The organism is Curtobacterium sp. MCPF17_050, assembly GCF_003224435.2.
Classification (GTDB): domain Bacteria; phylum Actinomycetota; class Actinomycetes; order Actinomycetales; family Microbacteriaceae; genus Curtobacterium.
In genome coordinates this window covers 1,804,639-1,822,781 of record NZ_CP126250.1, presented here as the reverse complement: position 1 = coordinate 1,822,781, position 18,143 = coordinate 1,804,639, and the positions used below count along the sequence as shown (strand labels likewise).

The window sequence follows — 18,143 nt, the reverse complement described above, 5'->3', positions numbered from 1 at the left end:
CCACGGGCCTCCCGTCCGTCACCGACGCGGATCAGCGAGCAGTGCGCTCCGCACCGACCGGTGCGCGACGGCCGCGGGACAGCACGACGCCGAGCGCGACCATGCCGATCGCGAGGACGAGGTGCAGCCAGTTGTCGGCCGAGTTGAGCGGCACGAAGTTCGCCGCGCTGTCGCTGTTCGCGGTGAAGAGGCCGTAGATCCAGAGGACGAAGTACACGACGCCGCCGATCACCAGGTAGAACCGGGACCCGCTGGCACGACGTGCTGCGAGGACCCCGACGACGCCGAACAGCAGGTGGACGATGTTGTGCAGCACCGACACCTGGAAGATGCCGAGCAGCATGCCCATGGAGTCGTTGCCGGCGCCGCCCAGGTCACCGGTCGTGAGGCCGGGGACGAAGCCGGCGAGGCCGACGAGCAGGAAGACGATCCCGACGACGAGGGCGCCCTTCTGGACGGGCGTCTCGGCGAAGCTGGTGGGAGCGGGGGTGGACAGTCGGTCTGACATGGTCGTTCCTTTCAGCGGATTGCCTGTGACCGTACCCGTGCGACGACGGGGACGTCCGGAGGTGCCGCGGACCCTCGTCCCGGGGACGGAGCGGCCGACGGGACCTCCGGCTGCCGGGCTCAGCGCGGCTGGGCGGGGTTGGTCGGGTCGCCGTGCGACGGCGGGTTGACCACCGGGCCGGAGGTCGCGGGCGTGACGGCGGGCGAGGCGGTGCCCTGCTGGACCTCGGGCAGGTGCTCGGGCACCGTCCCGGTCGGCTCGGCGCCGGCGTCGAGGGCTGCGATGCGGGAGGTCAGCACCTGCACGACCGGCAGTCGGTCACCGTGGCCCCGTTCGTGGTCGAGCAGGGTCTGCAGTTGGTCGCGGTCGAGCGGGCGGACGTGTTCGGCGAGGTTGCCGAGCGGGAGGTGGTCGAAGTCGGGCAGGGGCAGTGCGTCGCTGGTCATGGTGGTCCTTCCGTCGAGGTGCCAGCGACCGTAGGCAGGACCGCCTCCGCACACACCCAGTCCCGGCGCGGACCGGGCGCGACCTCGGCCGCCCGTCCCGTCCGGGTCTCGTGGGAGACTGGTCCGATGCGTCTCGTCGTCGCCGGCAGCCCCGCTGCCGCGGTCCCCACCCTCCGCGCTCTGGCGGCGTCCGACCACGAGATCGCGGCGGTGCTCACCCGGCCGCCGACGCCGCAGGGACGGAAGCGCGTGCTCACCCCCACGCCGGTCGCGCAGGTCGCGTCGGAGCTCGGGCTCCCGGTGATCGAGGCCGCCCGCGTGGACGACGAGGTGACCGCCCGGATCGCGGACCTGGACGTCGACCTCGGCGTGATCGTCGCGTACGGGGCGCTGCTCCGCCGTCCGGCCCTCGACGCCCCGCGGCTCGGATGGGTGAACCTGCACTTCTCGGACCTCCCGGCGTACCGCGGCGCCGCCCCGGTGCAGCGCGCCGTGATGGCCGGTGAGACGACCACCGCGGCGACGGTGTTCCAGCTCGTCGAGGCCCTGGACGCCGGCCCGGTCTTCGCGACCGAGCCGTTCACGATCGATCCCGAGGCGACGTCGGGCGACGTCCTCAGCGCGATGGCCGAGCGCGGCGCGGAGCTCGTCGTCCGGGTCGTCGACGACCTCGCTGCCGGGACCGCGGTCGCCGCCGACCAGGTCGGCGAGCCGACGACGGCGCCGAAGCTGACGCTCGAGGACGGCCGCACCGACTTCGCAGCCCCCGCCGCCGTCGTGCACGCACGACTCCGCGGGGTCACCCCCGAGCCCGGCGCGTTCGCGCTGCTCGGCGAGACCCGGGTCAAGCTGCTCCGGGCGGGCCGGGTCGGGCCGGGCGGCGCGGGGGAGGCCGCCCCGCGTCCCGCCCCCGGTGCGCTCCGACTGGTGGACGGTGTGCTGCTGGTCGGCTCGGCGGACGAGCCGCTCGTGCTGCGCGAGGTGCAGCCGGCCGGCAAGAAGGCGATGGACGCCGCGGCCTGGGCCCGCGGGCTCGGTCCGCTCGACGGGAAGGTACTCGCATGAGCGCGGGACAGGAACGGCCGCGGGGCCGACAGGGGAGCGGCGACGAGGGCCGGCGCAGCGGCGGACCCGGTGTCGGCGGTCGTCGGACCGGCGGTCGTCCCCAGACAGCCCGCCAGGTCAGCGCCCGCCGGGTCGCGTTCGACGTGCTCCGTGCCGTGCAGGTCGACGACGCCTACGCGAACCTCCTGCTGCCGACCCGTATCCGCCGCGCCGGGTTGAGCGCCCGCGACGCCGGCTTCGCGACCGAGCTGACCTACGGCACCATCCGGATGATCGGCCGGTACGACGCCGTCGTCGCCCTGGCCTCCGGACGTCGCGCGGACCTCGTCGAGGCCGACGTGCTCGACGTGATGCGCCTCGGCGTCCACCAGCTGCTCGCCATGCGGACACCGACCCACGCGGCCGTGTCCGCCACGGTCGAACTCGCCCGAGAGGTCGGGGTCGCCCGGGCGACCGGCTTCGTCAACGCCGTGATGCGGAAGGTCGCCGCGAAGACCCCGGAGGAGTGGGACGCCCTGGTGACGGCGGGCCTCGGTGGCGAGGCACTGCTCGCGACGCGGTGGTCGCACCCGGTCTGGGTCGTGTCGGCGTTCCGTGACGCCCTCGCCGCCGAGCGCTCCCGCGACGAACTCGTCGCACTCCTGGCGGCCGACAACGAGGCGCCCCGGGTCCAGCTCGCGGCACTGCCCGGCGTCGCCACCGCGGAGGACGTCGAGCAGGCGACCGCGCGCGCCACGGGTGACGGCGACGCCTCCGGTGACGGGCCTCCCGTCGGTCCCGTCGCCGACGACACGACCGGCGACCACGCTGTCGGCGACGCCGCCGCCGCCGCCACCGCCGGTGGCGACACCGCGCCCGCGACCGCACCGGTCGCGCCCGACCTGCCCGTCTCACCGGTCGGCATCCGCGGGGTCGCCGGCGACCCGGCACGCGTCCCCGGCGTCGCGGCCGGGCGCCTCCGCGTGCAGGACGAGGGCTCGCAGCTCGCCGCCCTCGCGCTCTCCCGGTCCTCCGAGGTCCGGCCCGGCGAGCGGTGGCTCGACCTCTGCGCCGGTCCCGGCGGCAAGGCGGCGCTCCTGGCGGCCGAGGCCGCGCAGGCCGGGGCGACCCTCGTCGCGAACGAGCTCGTCCCGGCCCGGGTGGGACTCGTCCGGGAGGCCCTCCGCGACTTCCGCGACACCGTCACGGTGGTCGAGGGCGACGGCCGTCGCTTCGGACAGGACGGCTCCGGCGTGCGGTTCGACCGCATCCTGCTCGACGCGCCGTGCACCGGGCTCGGTGCGCTGCGCCGCCGTCCGGAGGCCCGCTGGCGCAAGCAGCCCGAGGACGTCGCCGAGCTGGCCGTCCTGCAGGAGGAACTGCTCGAGGCCGCGGTCCGGGTCCTCGCACCGGGCGGCACGCTCGCCTACGTGACCTGCTCGCCGCACCTGGCGGAGACCCGCGGACAGGTCGACGCCCTGATGCGCCGCCACGGGCACGAGCTCGAGCAGCTCGACACGGCGTCCGTGGTCCGGTCGGTGGCCGCTCGTGACCCCCGGGTCGCGGACGGCCGGACGGTGCAGCTCTGGCCGCACCGCATCGGCACCGACGCGATGTTCATCGCACTCGTGCGCCGAACGGCCTGAACCGCGGCCGGTAGGCTCGACGGGTGACGATCCGCATCTCGCCGAGCATCCTGTCCGCCGACTTCGCGAACCTCGAGCGCGAGCTCCAGCGCATCGACACTGCCGACATGGTGCACGTCGACGTCATGGACAACCACTTCGTGCCGAACCTGACGCTCGGGCTGCCGATCGTGCAGCGCCTGCAGCAGGTCTCGCCGGTCCCGCTCGACGTCCACCTCATGATCACCGACGCCGACACCGAGGCACCGAAGTACGCCGAGACCGGCGCGGCCAGCGTCACGTTCCACTTCGAGGCGGCGACCGACCCCGTGGCCACCGCCGCGGCGATCCGGTCGAACGGGGCCCGTGCCGCCGTCGCCCTGAAGCCCGGCACGCCGGTGACCCAGGTGCTGCACCACCTCGACGCCTACGACATGGTCCTGCTCATGACAGTCGAGCCGGGGTTCGGCGGGCAGTCGTTCATGCCCGAGGTGATGCCGAAGCTCGCCGACGCCCGGGCGGCGGTCGACGCGTCGGGGCTCGACGTCTGGCTCGAGGTCGACGGCGGCATCGCGGTCGACACCGTGCCCCAGGCCGTGCGGAGCGGTGCCGACACCCTGGTCGCCGGCTCCGCGGTGTACGGCGGGGAGCCGGCAGCGCGCATCGCCGATCTCCGGGCGGCGGCGCAGCGTGCCCTCGCGGACCGGTAGCCTGGGAGCGTGAAGACGTTCGACGACCTGTTCGCGGAGCTGACCGAGAAGGCGCGGACGCGCCCGGAGGGCTCCGGCACCGTCGCCGAACTGGATGCCGGCGTGCACCAGATCGGCAAGAAGATCGTGGAAGAGGCCGCCGAGGTCTGGATGGCGGCCGAGTACGAGGGCGACGAGCGCACCTCGGAGGAGATCTCGCAGCTCGTGTACCACCTGCAGGTGCTCATGGTCGCGAAGGGCCTCACTCCGGCGGACGTCTGGCGACATCTGTAGGGAGCGCTGGTCCAGCGCACCGCAGAACCGTCACCGACCCTCCTCCAGGAAGCAGACCCCTGATGCTCCGCATCGCCGTGCCCAACAAGGGCTCCCTGTCCGAGACCGCCTCCGAGATGCTCCGGGAGGCCGGGTACGCCGGTCGCCGTGACCCGAAGGCGCTGCACCTGCTCGACGAGCGCAACGGGGTGGAGTTCTTCTTCCTGCGGCCGCGCGACATCGCGACCTACGTCGGCTCGGGCGCGCTCGACGTCGGCGTCACCGGCCGTGACCTGCTGCTCGACTCCGGCTCGGCCGCGCACGAGGTCGACGCGCTCGGGTTCGCCGACTCCACCTTCCGGTTCGCCGGGGCCCCCGGTCGCTACGCCACGCTGCAGGACCTCGAGGGCGTCCGGGTCGCGACGAGCTACCCCGGACTCGTCGGCGAGTTCCTCGCGCGGCACGGCGTGACCGCGACGCTCGTGAAGCTCGACGGCGCCGTGGAGAGCGCGGTCCGGCTCGGTGTCGCCGACGCGGTCGCGGACGTCGTGTCCACCGGCAGCACGCTCCGCGCCGCGGGCCTCGAGATCTTCGGTCCGGTCATCCTCGAGTCCACCGCGGTCCTCATCACCACGGACGAGACCATCGCCGGGATCGACGTCCTCCGCCGCCGCCTGCAGGGCGTGCTGGTCGCCCGCGGGTACGTCATGCTCGACTACGACATCCCGTCCGAGCTGCTCGAACGAGCGACGGCGATCGCCTCGGGCATCGAGTCACCGACCGTCTCACCGCTGCACGACCGCGACTGGTCCGCGGTCCGGGTGATGATCCCGCGCGAGGACGCGAACCTCATCATGGACGCGCTCTACGACCTCGGCGCGCGGGCCATCCTCGTCAGCCCCATCCACGCCGCACGCCTGTGACCGACGCGCCCGTCGCGACCGCCCTCGGCGGCGTGTCCGTCCGTGTCATCCCGTGCCTCGACGTGTCCGGTGGCCGCGTCGTCAAGGGCGTCAACTTCCTCGACCTGCAGGACGCCGGCGACCCGGTCGAGCTGGCCGCCCGCTACTACGAGCAGGGCGCGGACGAACTGACCTTCCTGGACGTCGGGGCGACGGTCGAGAACCGCGCGACGATGTGGGACACCGTCACCCGCACCGCCGAGCAGGTGTTCATCCCGCTCACCGTCGGGGGTGGTGTCCGGAGCGTCGACGACGTCTCGCGGCTGCAGCAGTGCGGTGCGGACAAGATCGGCGTGAACAGCGCCGCGATCGCCCGGCCCGAGCTCGTCACCGAGATCGCCGACCGGTTCGGCTCGCAGGCGGTCGTGCTCTCGCTCGACGTCAAGCGCTCCGCCCGCACCGCCTCGGGCTTCGTCGTCACGACCCACGGCGGCCGCACCGAGACCGACATCGACGCGATCGCCTGGGCGCGCGACGCGGTCGAGCGCGGCGCGGGCGAGCTCCTCGTCAACTCGATCGACGCGGACGGCACGAAGAACGGGTTCGACCTCGAGCTCGTCACCGCGGTCCGCGCGGTGTCCTCGGTGCCGGTCATCGCCTCGGGAGGCGCGGGACGCGTCGAGCACTTCGCACCGGCCATCGACGCGGGAGCCGACGCGGTCCTCGCGGCGAGCGTCTTCCACCGTGGCGAGATGACCGTCGGCGACGTCAAGGACGCGCTGCGCGCCACCGGGCACGTCGTCCGCTGAGCCGGCCGGACCGCGCGGGACGGGCCTCCCGGCCGGGTCGGACCGCCGCGCCGGTCGCCGACCGCGCCGGGCCGTAGGCTGGTGGTCTCATGACCGACAGCACCAGCACCAGCACCGGAGCGGTCCTCGACCGCGCGCGCTTCGGTGCGGACGGACTGCTCCCCGCCATCGTGCAGGAGGAATCGTCGAAGGACGTCCTCATGCTCGGCTACATGGACCGGGAGGCCCTCCGCCGCACCCTGACCGAGGGTCGGGTGACCTTCTGGTCGCGGTCCCGGCGCGAGTACTGGCGCAAGGGCGACACGTCCGGGCACGCCCAGTACGTCCGCGGTGCGGCCCTCGACTGCGACGACGACACCCTGCTCGTGACGGTGCACCAGGTGGGGGCCGCCTGCCACACCGGTGCGCACAGCTGCTTCGACGTCGACCCGCTCGACCCGGTGACGGCGTCCGCACCGGCCGACGCGCCGACCGGCCCCGGCGACGCCGCCGAGCCCGCGGCCGGGTCCGACCGGTGAGCGACGCACCCCGCACCACCAGCCGTGCAGACTTCGACCGGCTGGTCGCCGAGGGGCACCGCGTCGTCCCCGTCGTCCGTGCGCTCTTCGCCGACAGCGAGACGCCCGTCGGTGTCTACCGGAAGCTCGCCGACGGTCGCCCCGGGTCGTTCCTGCTCGAGTCCGCCGGACAGGGTGGGCTGTGGTCGCGCTGGTCCTTCGTCGGCGTGCGGAGCTTCGGCGTCCTGACGCAGGAGGGTGACCGGGCGGCCTGGATCGACACCGGCCTGTCGGCGGAACGTGCCGTCGGGTCCCTCGACGGCGCTCCGCTGGAGGTCCTCGCCCGCCTGCACGAGCGGTGGGCCACCCCCCGCGTGCCCGGGACCCCGCCGCTCGTCGGCGGCACGGTGGGGTTCATCGGGTGGGAGGCCGTCCGCCAGCTCGAGCACCTGCCCGACGCCCCGCCGGCGGACTTCGACGTGCCCGGCCAGGCGCTGTCCTTCGTCGCCGAGCTGGCCGCGCTCGACCACCGCACCGGGCTCGTGCTGCTCGTCGCGAGCGCCCTGCACGACGGCACGGACGACGCCGACACGCTGTGGTCCGACGCCCAGACCCGACTCGACCGGATGCAGGCCGACCTCGTGCAGCCGAGCGTCGCCACCGTCGCCGAGGCGTTCGACATCGCCGAACCGACCGCACGCTCCCGGTCCACCCGGGAGGAGTACGCGGCGGCGATCGAGCGGTCGAAGCGGTACATCCGCGACGGCGACGTCTTCCAGGTGGTCATCTCGCAACGGTTCGACCACGACGTGACGGCCGACCCGCTGGACGTCTACCGCGTGCTGCGGACGCTCAACCCGAGCCCGTACATGTACTTCCTGTCCCTGGCGGGCACCGACGGCGAGCCCTTCTGGATCGTCGGCGCGTCGCCGGAGGCGCTCGTGAAGGTCCAGGACGGCCGGGCCATGACGCATCCGATCGCCGGCTCCCGACCCCGCGGTGCCACCACGGAGGAGGACGTCCGCCTGGGCGAGGAACTGCTGCAGGACCCGAAGGAACGGGCCGAGCACCTCATGCTCGTCGACCTGGCCCGCAACGACCTGCAGAAGGTGTGCGAGCCGGGCACGGTCGCGGTGACCGAGTTCATGACGGTCGAACGCTTCAGCCACGTCATGCACCTCGTGTCGAGCGTCGAGGGGGCCGTCCGGCCCGGGGCGTCCGCGATCGACGTGTTCCGCGCGACCTTCCCGGCCGGCACGCTCTCCGGGGCACCGAAGCCGCGGGCACTGCAGATCATCGACGAGCTCGAACCGGCGGCGCGCGGTGCCTACGCGGGCGTCGTCGGCTACTTCGACTTCGCCGGGGACGCCGACGTCGCGATCGCGATCCGCACCGCCCTGATCCAGGACGGCGTCGCCCGGGTGCAGGCCGGGGCCGGGCTCGTCGCCGACTCCGACCCGACGAGCGAGCACCTCGAGTCGGTCAACAAGGCCGCGGCGCCGCTGCGTGCCGTCGCGACCGCGAACCGGATGACCGGGGTGCTCCGGTGAAGCGCTCGCGACCGCTCGTGGTCGTCGTCGGGCTCGCGGTCGCGGGCCTCGTGATGCTCGCGTGGACGCAGACCTGGTTCACCGTGCACCTCGACCACTCCGCGGCGGTCGTGAAGACCGTGGCCGCCGACGGCGCGACGGTCGTGCCGCAGTACACCGCGGTCGCGATCGCGAGCCTCGCGCTGTTCCTCGCGTTGACGATCGCCGGTCGTGTCGTCCGGGTCGTGCTCGCGGTCGTGCAGTTCCTGCTCGGCGTGGCCGTCGTGGTGACCGGGATCTCCGCACTGTCCGACCCGGTGGCCGCCGCGCGCAGCGCCGTGGGGTCCGTCGCCGGCGTGAGCGACATCGGCGCCGTCCGGCAGGTCGTCACACGCGTCGACGTCAGCATCTGGCCCGTGGTGGGGATCACCGGCGGCGTGCTCGCAGCACTCCTCGGCGTCGCCGTGCTCGTCCTGCAGCGGTCCTGGCCCGGTCCGAGCCGGAAGTACGGCGACGCCGCCACGCCCGGGTCGGCGTCGGCAGCGGACGTCTCCGGCTCCCATGCGTCGGACGGCACCGGCACGTCGGACGGCGCCGGCACGTCAGACGGGACCGGCGCCTCCCGGACCGGGTCCCGGGCGCCCGTCGTCCGCGACGCCGTCGTCGACTGGGACGACCTGAGCGCGGGTCTCGACCCGACCGCGGGGGACACTGCCGACGGGCGGGTCCGGACCACGGACGCGGTAGGATCGTCGGAGCGTCGCCCGACCGGCGGCGCCAGCGACAACGAGGAGCACCGTGAGCAACACTGAGCCCGCAGAACTCGGCGAAGGCCACTCGCCGGCGGCCTGGACGGCCGTCGTCATCATGCTGATCGGCTTCGCCGCCGGGACGCTCTTCTTCTGGTTCGACATGGCCTGGGGCGTGTGGGCATCCGCCGCCGTCGTGGTCATCGGTCTCGTCGTCGGCGCGGTCATGGGCAAGGCCGGCTACGGCGTGAACGGCCCGAAGTTCGTCCCCAAGCACCACGGCGAGTGAGCGCGTGCCTGCCGCGCCCTCCGAGAACCTCCTCCTGACCCTCGTCGCCGGCGCGCTCGAGGACGCCGCGGCCCGTCGCCTGGACCGGCCGTACGCGGACGTCGAGCGTGACCTCGACCGGGTCGCGTCCCCGCTCGACGCCCTCACGTTCCTCGCGCCGGGGGACCGCGTCAAGGTCCTCGCCGAGGTCAAGCGGGCCAGCCCGTCCCGCGGGTCGATGGCGCCCATCGAGGACCCGGCGTCGCTCGCCGCCGACTACGAGCGCGGCGGAGCCTCGGCGATCAGCGTCCTGACCGAAGGGCGCAGGTTCCTCGGGTCGCTCGCCGACCTCGAGGCGGTCAAGGCCCGGGTGTCGGTGCCGGTGCTCCGCAAGGACTTCATCGCCGACCCGTACCAGGTGCTGGAAGCGCGTGCGGCGGGGGCCGACCTCGTCCTGCTGATCGTCGCCGCGCTCGAGCAGCCCGCCCTGGTCGAGCTGCACGGCCTCGCCGAGGAGCTCGGCATGCGGGTCCTGGTCGAGGCGCACTCGGCGGACGAGGTCTCCCGTGGGCTCGACGCCGGTGCTCGCATCCTGGGTGTCAACGCCCGCGACCTCACCGACTTCTCGCTCGACCGCGAACTGTTCGGCTCGCTCGCCGACCGCATCCCCGACGGGGTCGTGCGCGTCGCCGAGTCCGCCGTGAAGACCCCCGCCGACGTCGCCCACTACCGGTCCGCCGGGGCGGACGTCGTCCTCGTCGGGGAGGCGCTCGTCACCGGCGCCGACCCCGCCGCCACGCTCGCGTCGTTCATCGACGGCTGACAACCCGTCCGGCCCCGTGCCGGGCACTCCCGGGAGCACCACCGTGACCTCACTCCGTGACCTGCAAGGCCCGTACTTCGGCGACTTCGGCGGGCGGTTCGTCCCCGAGTCGCTCGTCCTGGCGCTCGACGAGCTCGAAGCCGCCTTCCGGGAGGCCTGGGCCGACCAGTCCTTCCGGGACGAGCTCGACACGCTCCACCGCGAGTACACCGGGCGGCCGTCGATCATCACCGAGGTGCCGCGGTTCGCGAAGCACGCCGGTGGTGCCCGGGTGGTCCTGAAGCGCGAGGACCTCAACCACACCGGCTCGCACAAGATCAACAACGTCCTCGGGCAGGCGCTCGTCGCGCGCCGGCTCGGCAAGACCCGCCTGATCGCGGAGACCGGAGCGGGACAGCACGGCGTCGCGACCGCGACGGCGGCGGCCCTCTTCGGCATGGACTGCGTCGTGTACATGGGCGCCGTCGACACCGAGCGACAGGCGCTCAACGTGGCCCGCATGCGGCTCCTCGGCGCGCAGGTCATCCCGGTGGAGACCGGCTCGCGCACGCTGAAGGACGCCATCAACGAGGCCCTGCGGGACTGGGTCGCGAACGTCGACTCGACGCACTACCTGCTCGGGACCGTCGCCGGCCCGCACCCGTTCCCGGAGATGGTGCGACAGTTCCACAAGGTCATCGGCGAAGAGGCGCGTCAGCAGGTCCTCGACCGCGTCGGGCGCCTGCCGGACGTCGTCGCCGCCTGCGTCGGCGGTGGGTCGAACGCGATGGGCATCTTCGAGGCCTTCCTCGACGACGAGTCCGTCCGGCTGTACGGCTTCGAGGCCGGGGGCGACGGGGTGGAGACGGGTCGGCACGCCGCGAGCATCACCCTCGGTCGCGAGGGCGTCCTGCAGGGTGCGAAGTCCTACCTGATGCAGGACGAGGACGGGCAGACGATCGAGAGCCACAGCATCTCGGCCGGGCTCGACTACCCGAGCGTCGGTCCGGAGCACGCCTACCTGGCCTCGATCGGTCGCGCGACGTACGAGCCGATCACGGACACCGAGGCGATGGAGGCCTTCCGCCTGCTGAGCCGGACCGAGGGCATCATCCCCGCGATCGAGTCCTCCCACGCCCTGGCCGGGGCGATCAAGCTCGGCAAGGAGCTCGGCCCCGACGGCGTCGTCCTCGTGAACCTGTCCGGCCGCGGCGACAAGGACGTGGCCTCCGCCAGTCGGTACTTCGGCATCCTCAACGAGACGGCGGTGCAGTCGTGAGCACGAACAAGACGGTCGCCGCGACCATCGACCGCGCGAACGACGAGCGCGCCGGTGCCGTCGTCGGGTACCTCCCCGCCGGCTACCCGGACCTGCAGACGAGCATCGACGCCGCCGTGGCCCTCGCCGAGAACGGCGTCGACGTCATCGAGCTCGGGCTGCCGTACTCCGACCCCGTGATGGACGGCCCGGTCATCCAGCGCGCCGCGGAGGAGAGCCTGGCGAACGGCTTCAAGGTCGCGCAGGTCTTCGACGCGGTGCACGCGATCACCGAGCGCGTCGACACCCCCGTCCTCGTGATGACGTACTGGAACCCCGTGCTGCGGTACGGCGTGGACCGCTTCGCGGACGACCTCGTCGCGGCCGGGGCGGCCGGCCTCATCACGCCGGACCTGATCCCGGACGAGGGCCGGCAGTGGATCGACGCCTCGGAGCGCACCGGGCTCGACCGGGTGTTCCTCGCGGCCCCGTCCTCCACGGACGCCCGGATGAAGCAGGCCGTGGACCGGAGCCGCGGGTTCGTCTACGCCGTCTCGACGATGGGCGTCACCGGTGCCCGCTCCGGCGTCGACAGCGCGGCCCGCACCGTCGTCTCGCGGCTCCGCGACGCGGGTGTCGAGCGCACGTGCGTCGGCCTCGGGATCTCGACCGCCGACCAGGTCGCCGAGGTGCTCGAGTACGCGGACGGAGCGATCATCGGCTCCGCGTTCGTCCGGGCACTGGCGGACCTCGGCGTCTCCGGCGTCGCGGAGCGTGCCGCCGACCTGTCGTCGGGTTCCGCGCGGCGCTGAGCCGGGTCGACCCGCGCTACAGTGATCGGGGCCGACCGGCCCCCGGCACCACCAGGACCGGCGACCACCAGCCCCGTGAAAGGCGACAGCACCCACATGTCCCTCCTGAGCATCCCGAGCCCGAGCACGGCGTGGCAGTACTTCGACCTGACCGCCTGGCTGCAGAGCACGTTCGGCATCTCGATGCCGCTGGACTTCCGGATCCACGCGTACGCGATCTGCATCCTCGTCGGGATCGTCATCGCGGTGCTGCTCACGAACTCCCGGCTCAACGCGCGCGGTGCCGAGCGCTGGATCATCATCGACATCGCCATCTGGGCGGTGCCGGCGGGCATCATCGGCGGCCGCCTGTTCCACGTGCTGACGCACGTCGACGACTACTTCGGTCCCGGGATCGACCCGCTCTCGGTGTTCTACGTGTGGGAGGGCGGACTCGCGATCTTCGGCGCGCTGATCCTCGGGTCGCTCGGCGCCTGGATCGGCTGCCGGCAGACCGGCCTGCGGTTCTCGGCGTTCATCGACGCCGCCGCGCCCGGCGTCCTGCTCGCCCAGGCCGCCGGCCGTCTCGGCAACTACTTCAACCACGAGCTGTTCGGCATGCCGACGAGCCTGCCGTGGGGCCTGCAGATCGAGGCGACCAACCCGGCGTACCCGGCCGGCCTGCCCGAGGGCGTCCTGTTCCACCCGACCTTCCTGTACGAGATCATCTGGAACGTCGTCGGTGCCGTGGTCATCCTGCTCCTCGACCGGAAGTTCCGCCTGCAGTGGGGACGTGTGATGGCCCTGTACCTCATCTGGTACGGCGTCGGCCGCTCCGTCCTCGAGTCGATCCGCGTGGACACGAGCGAGACCTTCGGCGGCGTCCGGACCAACGTCTGGATGTCCTTCGCCGCGATCCTGCTGGGCCTGCTGGTCTTCTGGGTGCAGTCCCGTCGTCACCTCGGCAAGGAGCCGAGCCCGTACCTGCCGGGTCGCGAGCCCCGCTCGAAGTCCGATGTAGACTCGGACGACACCTACTCGGAGCACGACACCACGACCGGTGTCGCCGATCCGGAGCCGGTCGCCAGCGCAGCCGACCGACACTGAGGTCCCGACCTCTCCCGAACCCAGCACCACACCGCGATCGCGGCCCGCCACAAGCGGGCCCCACTCCTCGCACGCCGCCCGGACACCTCCTGGCGGCGAGCACGGGCACCAGTCCCGCCCGCTCGGGCGGAACGCACCACCGGGCCACCGCTGTCCCTGTTCCACTTCCTCGTGAGGACGGTTCCCCATGGCGCTCCTGCCATCTCAGCCCTCTGCAGTCCCGAACGGCGCGACGGACTCGTCGTCCCGGACCGGGCTCCGCTCGCCGCACCGACGGTTCTCGGCGGTCCCCGACGCCGCCGGGATGTACGACCCGGCGAACGAGAAGGACGCCTGTGGTCTCGCGATGGTCGCGACGCTCCGCGGGACGCCCGGCCACGACATCGTCGACGCCGCGCTCGGCGCGCTCCGGAACCTCGAGCACCGCGGTGCCGTCGGGTCGGACGCCGGCACCGGTGACGGCGCGGGCATCCTCTGTCAGGTCCCGGACGCGTTCTTCCGCGAGGTCGCGCCGTTCGCCCTGCCGGACGCCGGCCAGTACGCGGTCGGCACCGCCTACCTGCCGCTCGACGCCGACGCCCGCGCCACCGTCAAGGCGACCGTCGAGGCACTCGCGGCGGACGAGGGGCTCCGCGTGCTCGGCTGGCGTGAGGTGCCGGTCCGACCCGAGGTCCTCGGCACCCTGGCGCGTGCGGCGATGCCCGCCTTCGAGCAGGTCTTCGTCGTGTCCACGCACACGGACGAGCACGGCGCGCCGCGTTCCGGCATCGAGCTCGACCGCCAGGCGTTCCGACTCCGGAAGCGTGCGGAGCAGGACAGCGAGCTCTACTTCATGTCGCTGTCGAGCCGCACCATGGTCTACAAGGGCATGGTCACGACGCTCCAGCTCGAGCCGTTCTACCCCGACCTCAGCGACGAGCGCTTCGCGTCGCGTCTGGCGATCGTGCACTCGCGCTACTCGACGAACACCTTCCCGTCGTGGCCGCTCGCGCAGCCGTTCCGCTCCCTCGCCCACAACGGTGAGATCAACACCGTGCGCGGCAACCGGAACTGGATGCGGGCCCGCCAGTCGCAGCTCGAGAGCGAGCTCCTCGGCGACATGGCACCGCTGCTGCCGATCGTGAGCCCGGGTGCGAGCGACTCCGCCTCGTTCGACGAGGTGCTCGAACTCCTCACCCTGACCGGTCGGTCCCTCCCGCACGCGATGTCGATGATGGTGCCGGAGGCCTGGGAGAACCAGGTCGACATGGACCCCGAGCTCCGCGCCTTCTACGAGTACCACTCGATGCTCATGGAGCCGTGGGACGGCCCCGCCGCGATCACGTTCACCGACGGCACGCTCGTCGGCGCCACGCTCGACCGCAACGGCCTGCGTCCCGGACGCTTCCTGGTGACCGACGACGGGCTCATCGTGATGGGCAGCGAGACGGGTGTCATCGACGTGCCCGCGTCGAAGGTGGTCCGCAAGGGCCGTCTGCGCCCGGGCCGGATGTTCCTCGTCGACACCGAGAACGGCCGGATCATCGAGGACGACGAGGTCAAGCGCGAGCTCGCCGCGTCCGGACCCTGGTCCGAGTGGCTCGAGTCCGGTCGCATCAACCTGGCCGACCTGCCCGAGCGCGAGCACATCGTGCACACCCCGGCCTCGGTCACCCGGCGGCAGCGCGCCTTCGGGTACACCGAGGAAGAGGTCCGGATCCTGCTCCGCCCGATGGCGCAGACCGGGGCCGAGCCGCTCGGCGCGATGGGCTCCGACACCCCGATCGCGGTCCTGTCGCAGCGTCCGCGACTGCTGTTCGACTACTTCACGCAGCAGTTCGCCCAGGTGACGAACCCGCCGCTCGACTCGATCCGCGAGCAGGTCATCACCTCGATGGGGCTCGGCCTCGGGCCGGAGCGCAACCTGCTCACCGCCGGGCCCGAGCACGCGAAGCAGATCGTGCTCGACTTCCCGGTGATCGACAACGACGAGCTCGCGAAGATCCAGCACTTCGAGACGGCGTCCGGGCGGCACCTCACCGTGACGATCCGCGGGCTCTACCGCGTGGACGCCGGCGAGACGGCCATGGAGCAGCGCATCACCGCCGTGTGCGACGAGGTCGACGCGGCGATCGAGTCCGGCAAGCAGTTCATCGTCCTGTCGGACCGTGACGGCAACGCCGAGTACGCGCCGATCCCGAGCCTGCTGCTGCTCGCCGCCGTGCACCACCACCTCATCCGCACCGAGCAGCGCATGAAGGTCGGTCTGATCGTCGAGGCCGGCGACGTCCGCGAGGTGCACCACGTCGCGACGCTCATCGGCTACGGCGCGTCCGCGATCAACCCGTACCTGGCGATGGAGACGTGCGAGAACCTCGTGCGCTCGGGCATGATCACCGGGCTCACGCCGGAGCAGGCCGTCAAGAACGTGATCAAGGCGCTCGGCAAGGGCGTCCTGAAGATCATGTCGAAGATGGGCATCTCGACGGTGTCGAGCTACGCCGGCGCCCAGGCGTTCGAGGCGGTCGGTCTCAGCCAGGAGGTCGTCGACCGGTACTTCACCGGCACGTCGTCGATCCTCGGTGGAGTCGACGTCGACGTGATCGCCGCGGAGAACGCTGAGCGACACGCCCAGGCGTACCCGCAGGACGGCGCCGTGCTCTCGCACGAGCGACTGCAGACCGGCGGCGAGTACCAGTGGCGCCGTGAGGGCCCGCCGCACCTCTTCAACCCGGACACCGTCTTCCGGCTGCAGCACGCCACGCGAGCCCGCCGGTACGACGTGTTCCGCGAGTACTCGAAGGCCGTCGACGACCAGTCCGAGCAGCTCATGACGCTGCGCGGCCTGTTCGGGTTCTCGCACGGCACGCGCAAGCCCGTACCGCTCGACGAGGTCGAGCCGATCGCGGAGATCGTCAAGCGGTTCAACACCGGCGCGATGTCGTACGGGTCGATCTCGCAGGAAGCACACGAGACGCTCGCGATCGCCATGAACCGCCTCGGCGGTCGCTCGAACACGGGCGAGGGCGGCGAGGACGTCGAGCGTCTGCTCGACCCCGAGCGGCGCAGCGCCATCAAGCAGGTCGCGTCCGGCCGGTTCGGCGTGACGAGCATGTACCTGACCCACGCCACCGACATCCAGCTCAAGATGGCGCAGGGCGCGAAGCCCGGCGAGGGCGGGCAGCTGCCGCCGCAGAAGGTCTACCCGTGGGTGGCCCGGACGCGGCACGCCACGGCGGGCGTCGGCCTCATCTCGCCGCCGCCGCACCACGACATCTACTCGATCGAGGACCTCAAGCAGCTGATCTTCGACGTCAAGCGCGCCAACCCCTCGGCCCGCGTGCACGTCAAGCTCGTCAGCCAGTCCGGCATCGGCGCGGTCGCAGCGGGCGTGACGAAGGCACTGGCCGACGTCGTGCTCGTCTCGGGTCACGATGGCGGCACCGGCGCGAGCCCGCTCAACTCGCTCAAGCACGCGGGCACCCCGTGGGAGATCGGTCTGGCCGAGACCCAGCAGACGCTCATGCTCAACGGCATGCGCGACCGTGTCACGGTGCAGGTCGACGGCCAGATGAAGACCGGGCGCGACGTGCTCGTGGCGGCCCTGCTCGGTGCCGAGGAGTACGGCTTCGCGACGGCGCCGCTCATCGTCGAGGGCTGCATCATGATGCGCGTCTGCCACCTCGACACCTGCCCGGTGGGCGTCGCCACCCAGAACCCGGAGCTCCGGGCGCGGTTCTCGGGCAAGCCCGAGTTCGTCGTGAACTTCTTCGAGTTCATCGCGCAAGAGGTGCGCGAACTGCTCGCCGAGCTCGGGTTCCGCAGCCTCGACGAGGCCATCGGGCGCGCCGACGTGCTCGACGTGGACCGTGCGGTCGCGCACTGGAAGGCGTCCGGACTCGACCTCGAACCCGTCCTCAAGGGGCCGGACTTCGGGGCGGACGAGCCGCGCACCCGGCGCCGCGCGCAGGACCACGAGCTCGAGCAGCACTTCGACAACCGGCTCATCGCCGAGGCGTCCGACGTGCTCGAGCACGGCGGCACGCTGACGCTCGACCTGCCGATCCGCAACACGGAACGCGCGGTCGGGACGATGCTCGGCCACGAGGTGACGCTCCGGCACGGGGAGAACGGCCTGCCGACCGGTTCGATCGACATCACCCTCCGCGGTTCCGCGGGTCAGTCGCTCGGCGCGTTCCTGCCGGCCGGCATCACCCTGCGGCTCGTGGGCGACAGCAACGACTACGTCGGCAAGGGGCTGTCCGGTGGCGAGATCGTCGTCCGCCCGGCGGCGGACGCGGGCTTCGACCCGTCGGAGAACGTCATCGCCGGCAACGTCATCGGCTACGGCGCGACCCAGGGCAGCATGTTCATCCGCGGCATCGTGGGGGAGCGCTTCCTGGTCCGCAACTCCGGTGCCACCGCGGTCGTCGAGGGCGTGGGCGACCACGCACTCGAGTACATGACCGGCGGGCTCGCGCTCATCCTGGGCGAGACCGGCCGGAACCTCGGCGCGGGCATGTCGGGAGGCACGGCCTACGTCCGCGGACTCCGTCGCGAGCTCGTCAACACCGATGCGCTCGCGTCCGGTGAGCTCCGCCTGGAACCGCTCGACAGCGCCGACGTCGCGATCGTCACCGACCTGCTCCGCCGGCACGCCGACGAGACCGGCTCGACGATCGCCGCCGGGCTGCTCGACTCGGGCGACCTGTCCGAGTTCGTCAAGGTGCTCCCGCGTGACTACGCGGCGGTGCTCCAGACGCGTCAGCAGGCCGTCGACGAGGGCCTCGACCCGGACGGCACCGTCGTCTGGAACCGCATCCTGGAGGTCACCGGTGGCTGACCACGCGCGCACCCGCCTCCACTC

General features: G+C 72.5%; 17 protein-coding genes. 15 read left to right on the top strand and 2 right to left on the bottom strand.

The features are described from left to right. Positions 1-31 precede the first annotated feature (31 nt). Entirely contained in the window at positions 32-508 is a 477-nt protein-coding gene (locus DEJ34_RS08680) for a DUF4383 domain-containing protein (RefSeq protein ID WP_110825058.1), read from the bottom strand. A gap of 119 nt (positions 509-627) precedes the next feature. After that, entirely contained in the window at positions 628-954 is a 327-nt protein-coding gene (locus DEJ34_RS08675) for a DUF8129 domain-containing protein (RefSeq protein ID WP_110825057.1), read from the bottom strand. A gap of 126 nt (positions 955-1,080) precedes the next feature. On the opposite strand from DEJ34_RS08675, the gene DEJ34_RS08670 reads away from it, so the two are divergent. The 15 genes from DEJ34_RS08670 to gltB all read left to right on the top strand — a co-directional run bounded on the left by DEJ34_RS08670 (position 1,081) and on the right by gltB (position 18,119). Further along, positions 1,081-2,019, top strand: coding sequence for a methionyl-tRNA formyltransferase (locus tag DEJ34_RS08670; protein WP_110910818.1), 939 nt, complete (start codon positions 1,081-1,083; stop codon positions 2,017-2,019). Continuing rightward, positions 2,016-3,644: an RsmB/NOP family class I SAM-dependent RNA methyltransferase gene (locus tag DEJ34_RS08665; protein ID WP_110910819.1), complete on the top strand. Its 1,629-nt coding sequence runs from the start codon at positions 2,016-2,018 to the stop codon at positions 3,642-3,644. Before DEJ34_RS08670 ends, DEJ34_RS08665 begins: the two co-directional genes overlap by 4 nt. A 23-nt stretch (positions 3,645-3,667) precedes the next feature. Then, positions 3,668-4,333, top strand: a complete 666-nt coding sequence (gene rpe / locus DEJ34_RS08660; protein ID WP_110825054.1) for a ribulose-phosphate 3-epimerase — start codon at positions 3,668-3,670, stop codon at positions 4,331-4,333. 9 nt (positions 4,334-4,342) lie between these two features. Then, complete coding sequence (locus DEJ34_RS08655) at positions 4,343-4,606, top strand: phosphoribosyl-ATP diphosphatase (protein WP_058742152.1); 264 nt, start codon at positions 4,343-4,345, stop codon at positions 4,604-4,606. A 62-nt stretch (positions 4,607-4,668) separates the two neighbouring features. Further along, entirely contained in the window at positions 4,669-5,508 is an 840-nt protein-coding gene (hisG, locus tag DEJ34_RS08650) for an ATP phosphoribosyltransferase (protein ID WP_110910820.1), read from the top strand. After that, positions 5,505-6,296, top strand: a complete 792-nt coding sequence (gene hisF, locus DEJ34_RS08645; RefSeq protein WP_258365882.1) for an imidazole glycerol phosphate synthase subunit HisF — start codon at positions 5,505-5,507, stop codon at positions 6,294-6,296. Before hisG ends, hisF begins: the two co-directional genes overlap by 4 nt. A gap of 89 nt (positions 6,297-6,385) precedes the next feature. Further along, a complete protein-coding gene (hisI, locus tag DEJ34_RS08640) occupies positions 6,386-6,814 on the top strand; it encodes a phosphoribosyl-AMP cyclohydrolase (RefSeq protein WP_110891294.1) in 429 nt (142 codons plus the stop codon). Continuing rightward, entirely contained in the window at positions 6,811-8,343 is a 1,533-nt protein-coding gene (locus DEJ34_RS08635; protein WP_110891293.1) for an anthranilate synthase component I, read from the top strand. The genes hisI and DEJ34_RS08635 overlap by 4 nt, the downstream gene beginning before the upstream one ends. Beyond that, the gene (locus DEJ34_RS08630; RefSeq protein ID WP_110910821.1) at positions 8,340-9,134 is read left to right on the top strand and encodes a Trp biosynthesis-associated membrane protein; all 795 of its coding nucleotides are present in this window, start codon (positions 8,340-8,342) and stop codon (positions 9,132-9,134) included. Before DEJ34_RS08635 ends, DEJ34_RS08630 begins: the two co-directional genes overlap by 4 nt. Next, the gene (locus tag DEJ34_RS08625) at positions 9,121-9,360 is read left to right on the top strand and encodes a DUF6704 family protein (protein WP_110825049.1); all 240 of its coding nucleotides are present in this window, start codon (positions 9,121-9,123) and stop codon (positions 9,358-9,360) included. Before DEJ34_RS08630 ends, DEJ34_RS08625 begins: the two co-directional genes overlap by 14 nt. A gap of 4 nt (positions 9,361-9,364) precedes the next feature. Next, positions 9,365-10,162 carry an indole-3-glycerol phosphate synthase TrpC gene (gene trpC / locus DEJ34_RS08620; protein ID WP_110910822.1) on the top strand — a complete coding sequence of 266 codons (798 nt, stop codon included), beginning with the start codon at positions 9,365-9,367 and terminating at the stop codon, positions 10,160-10,162. Between the two features lie 43 nt (positions 10,163-10,205). Beyond that, positions 10,206-11,420: a tryptophan synthase subunit beta gene (gene trpB / locus DEJ34_RS08615; RefSeq protein WP_110910879.1), complete on the top strand. Its 1,215-nt coding sequence runs from the start codon at positions 10,206-10,208 to the stop codon at positions 11,418-11,420. Further along, entirely contained in the window at positions 11,417-12,211 is a 795-nt protein-coding gene (trpA, locus tag DEJ34_RS08610; protein WP_110891290.1) for a tryptophan synthase subunit alpha, read from the top strand. The genes trpB and trpA overlap by 4 nt, the downstream gene beginning before the upstream one ends. A 96-nt stretch (positions 12,212-12,307) precedes the next feature. Beyond that, positions 12,308-13,297 carry a prolipoprotein diacylglyceryl transferase gene (gene lgt, locus DEJ34_RS08605; protein WP_110910823.1) on the top strand — a complete coding sequence of 330 codons (990 nt, stop codon included), beginning with the start codon at positions 12,308-12,310 and terminating at the stop codon, positions 13,295-13,297. 187 nt (positions 13,298-13,484) lie between these two features. Further along, entirely contained in the window at positions 13,485-18,119 is a 4,635-nt protein-coding gene (gene gltB, locus DEJ34_RS08600; RefSeq protein WP_502864004.1) for a glutamate synthase large subunit, read from the top strand. Positions 18,120-18,143 lie beyond the last annotated feature (24 nt).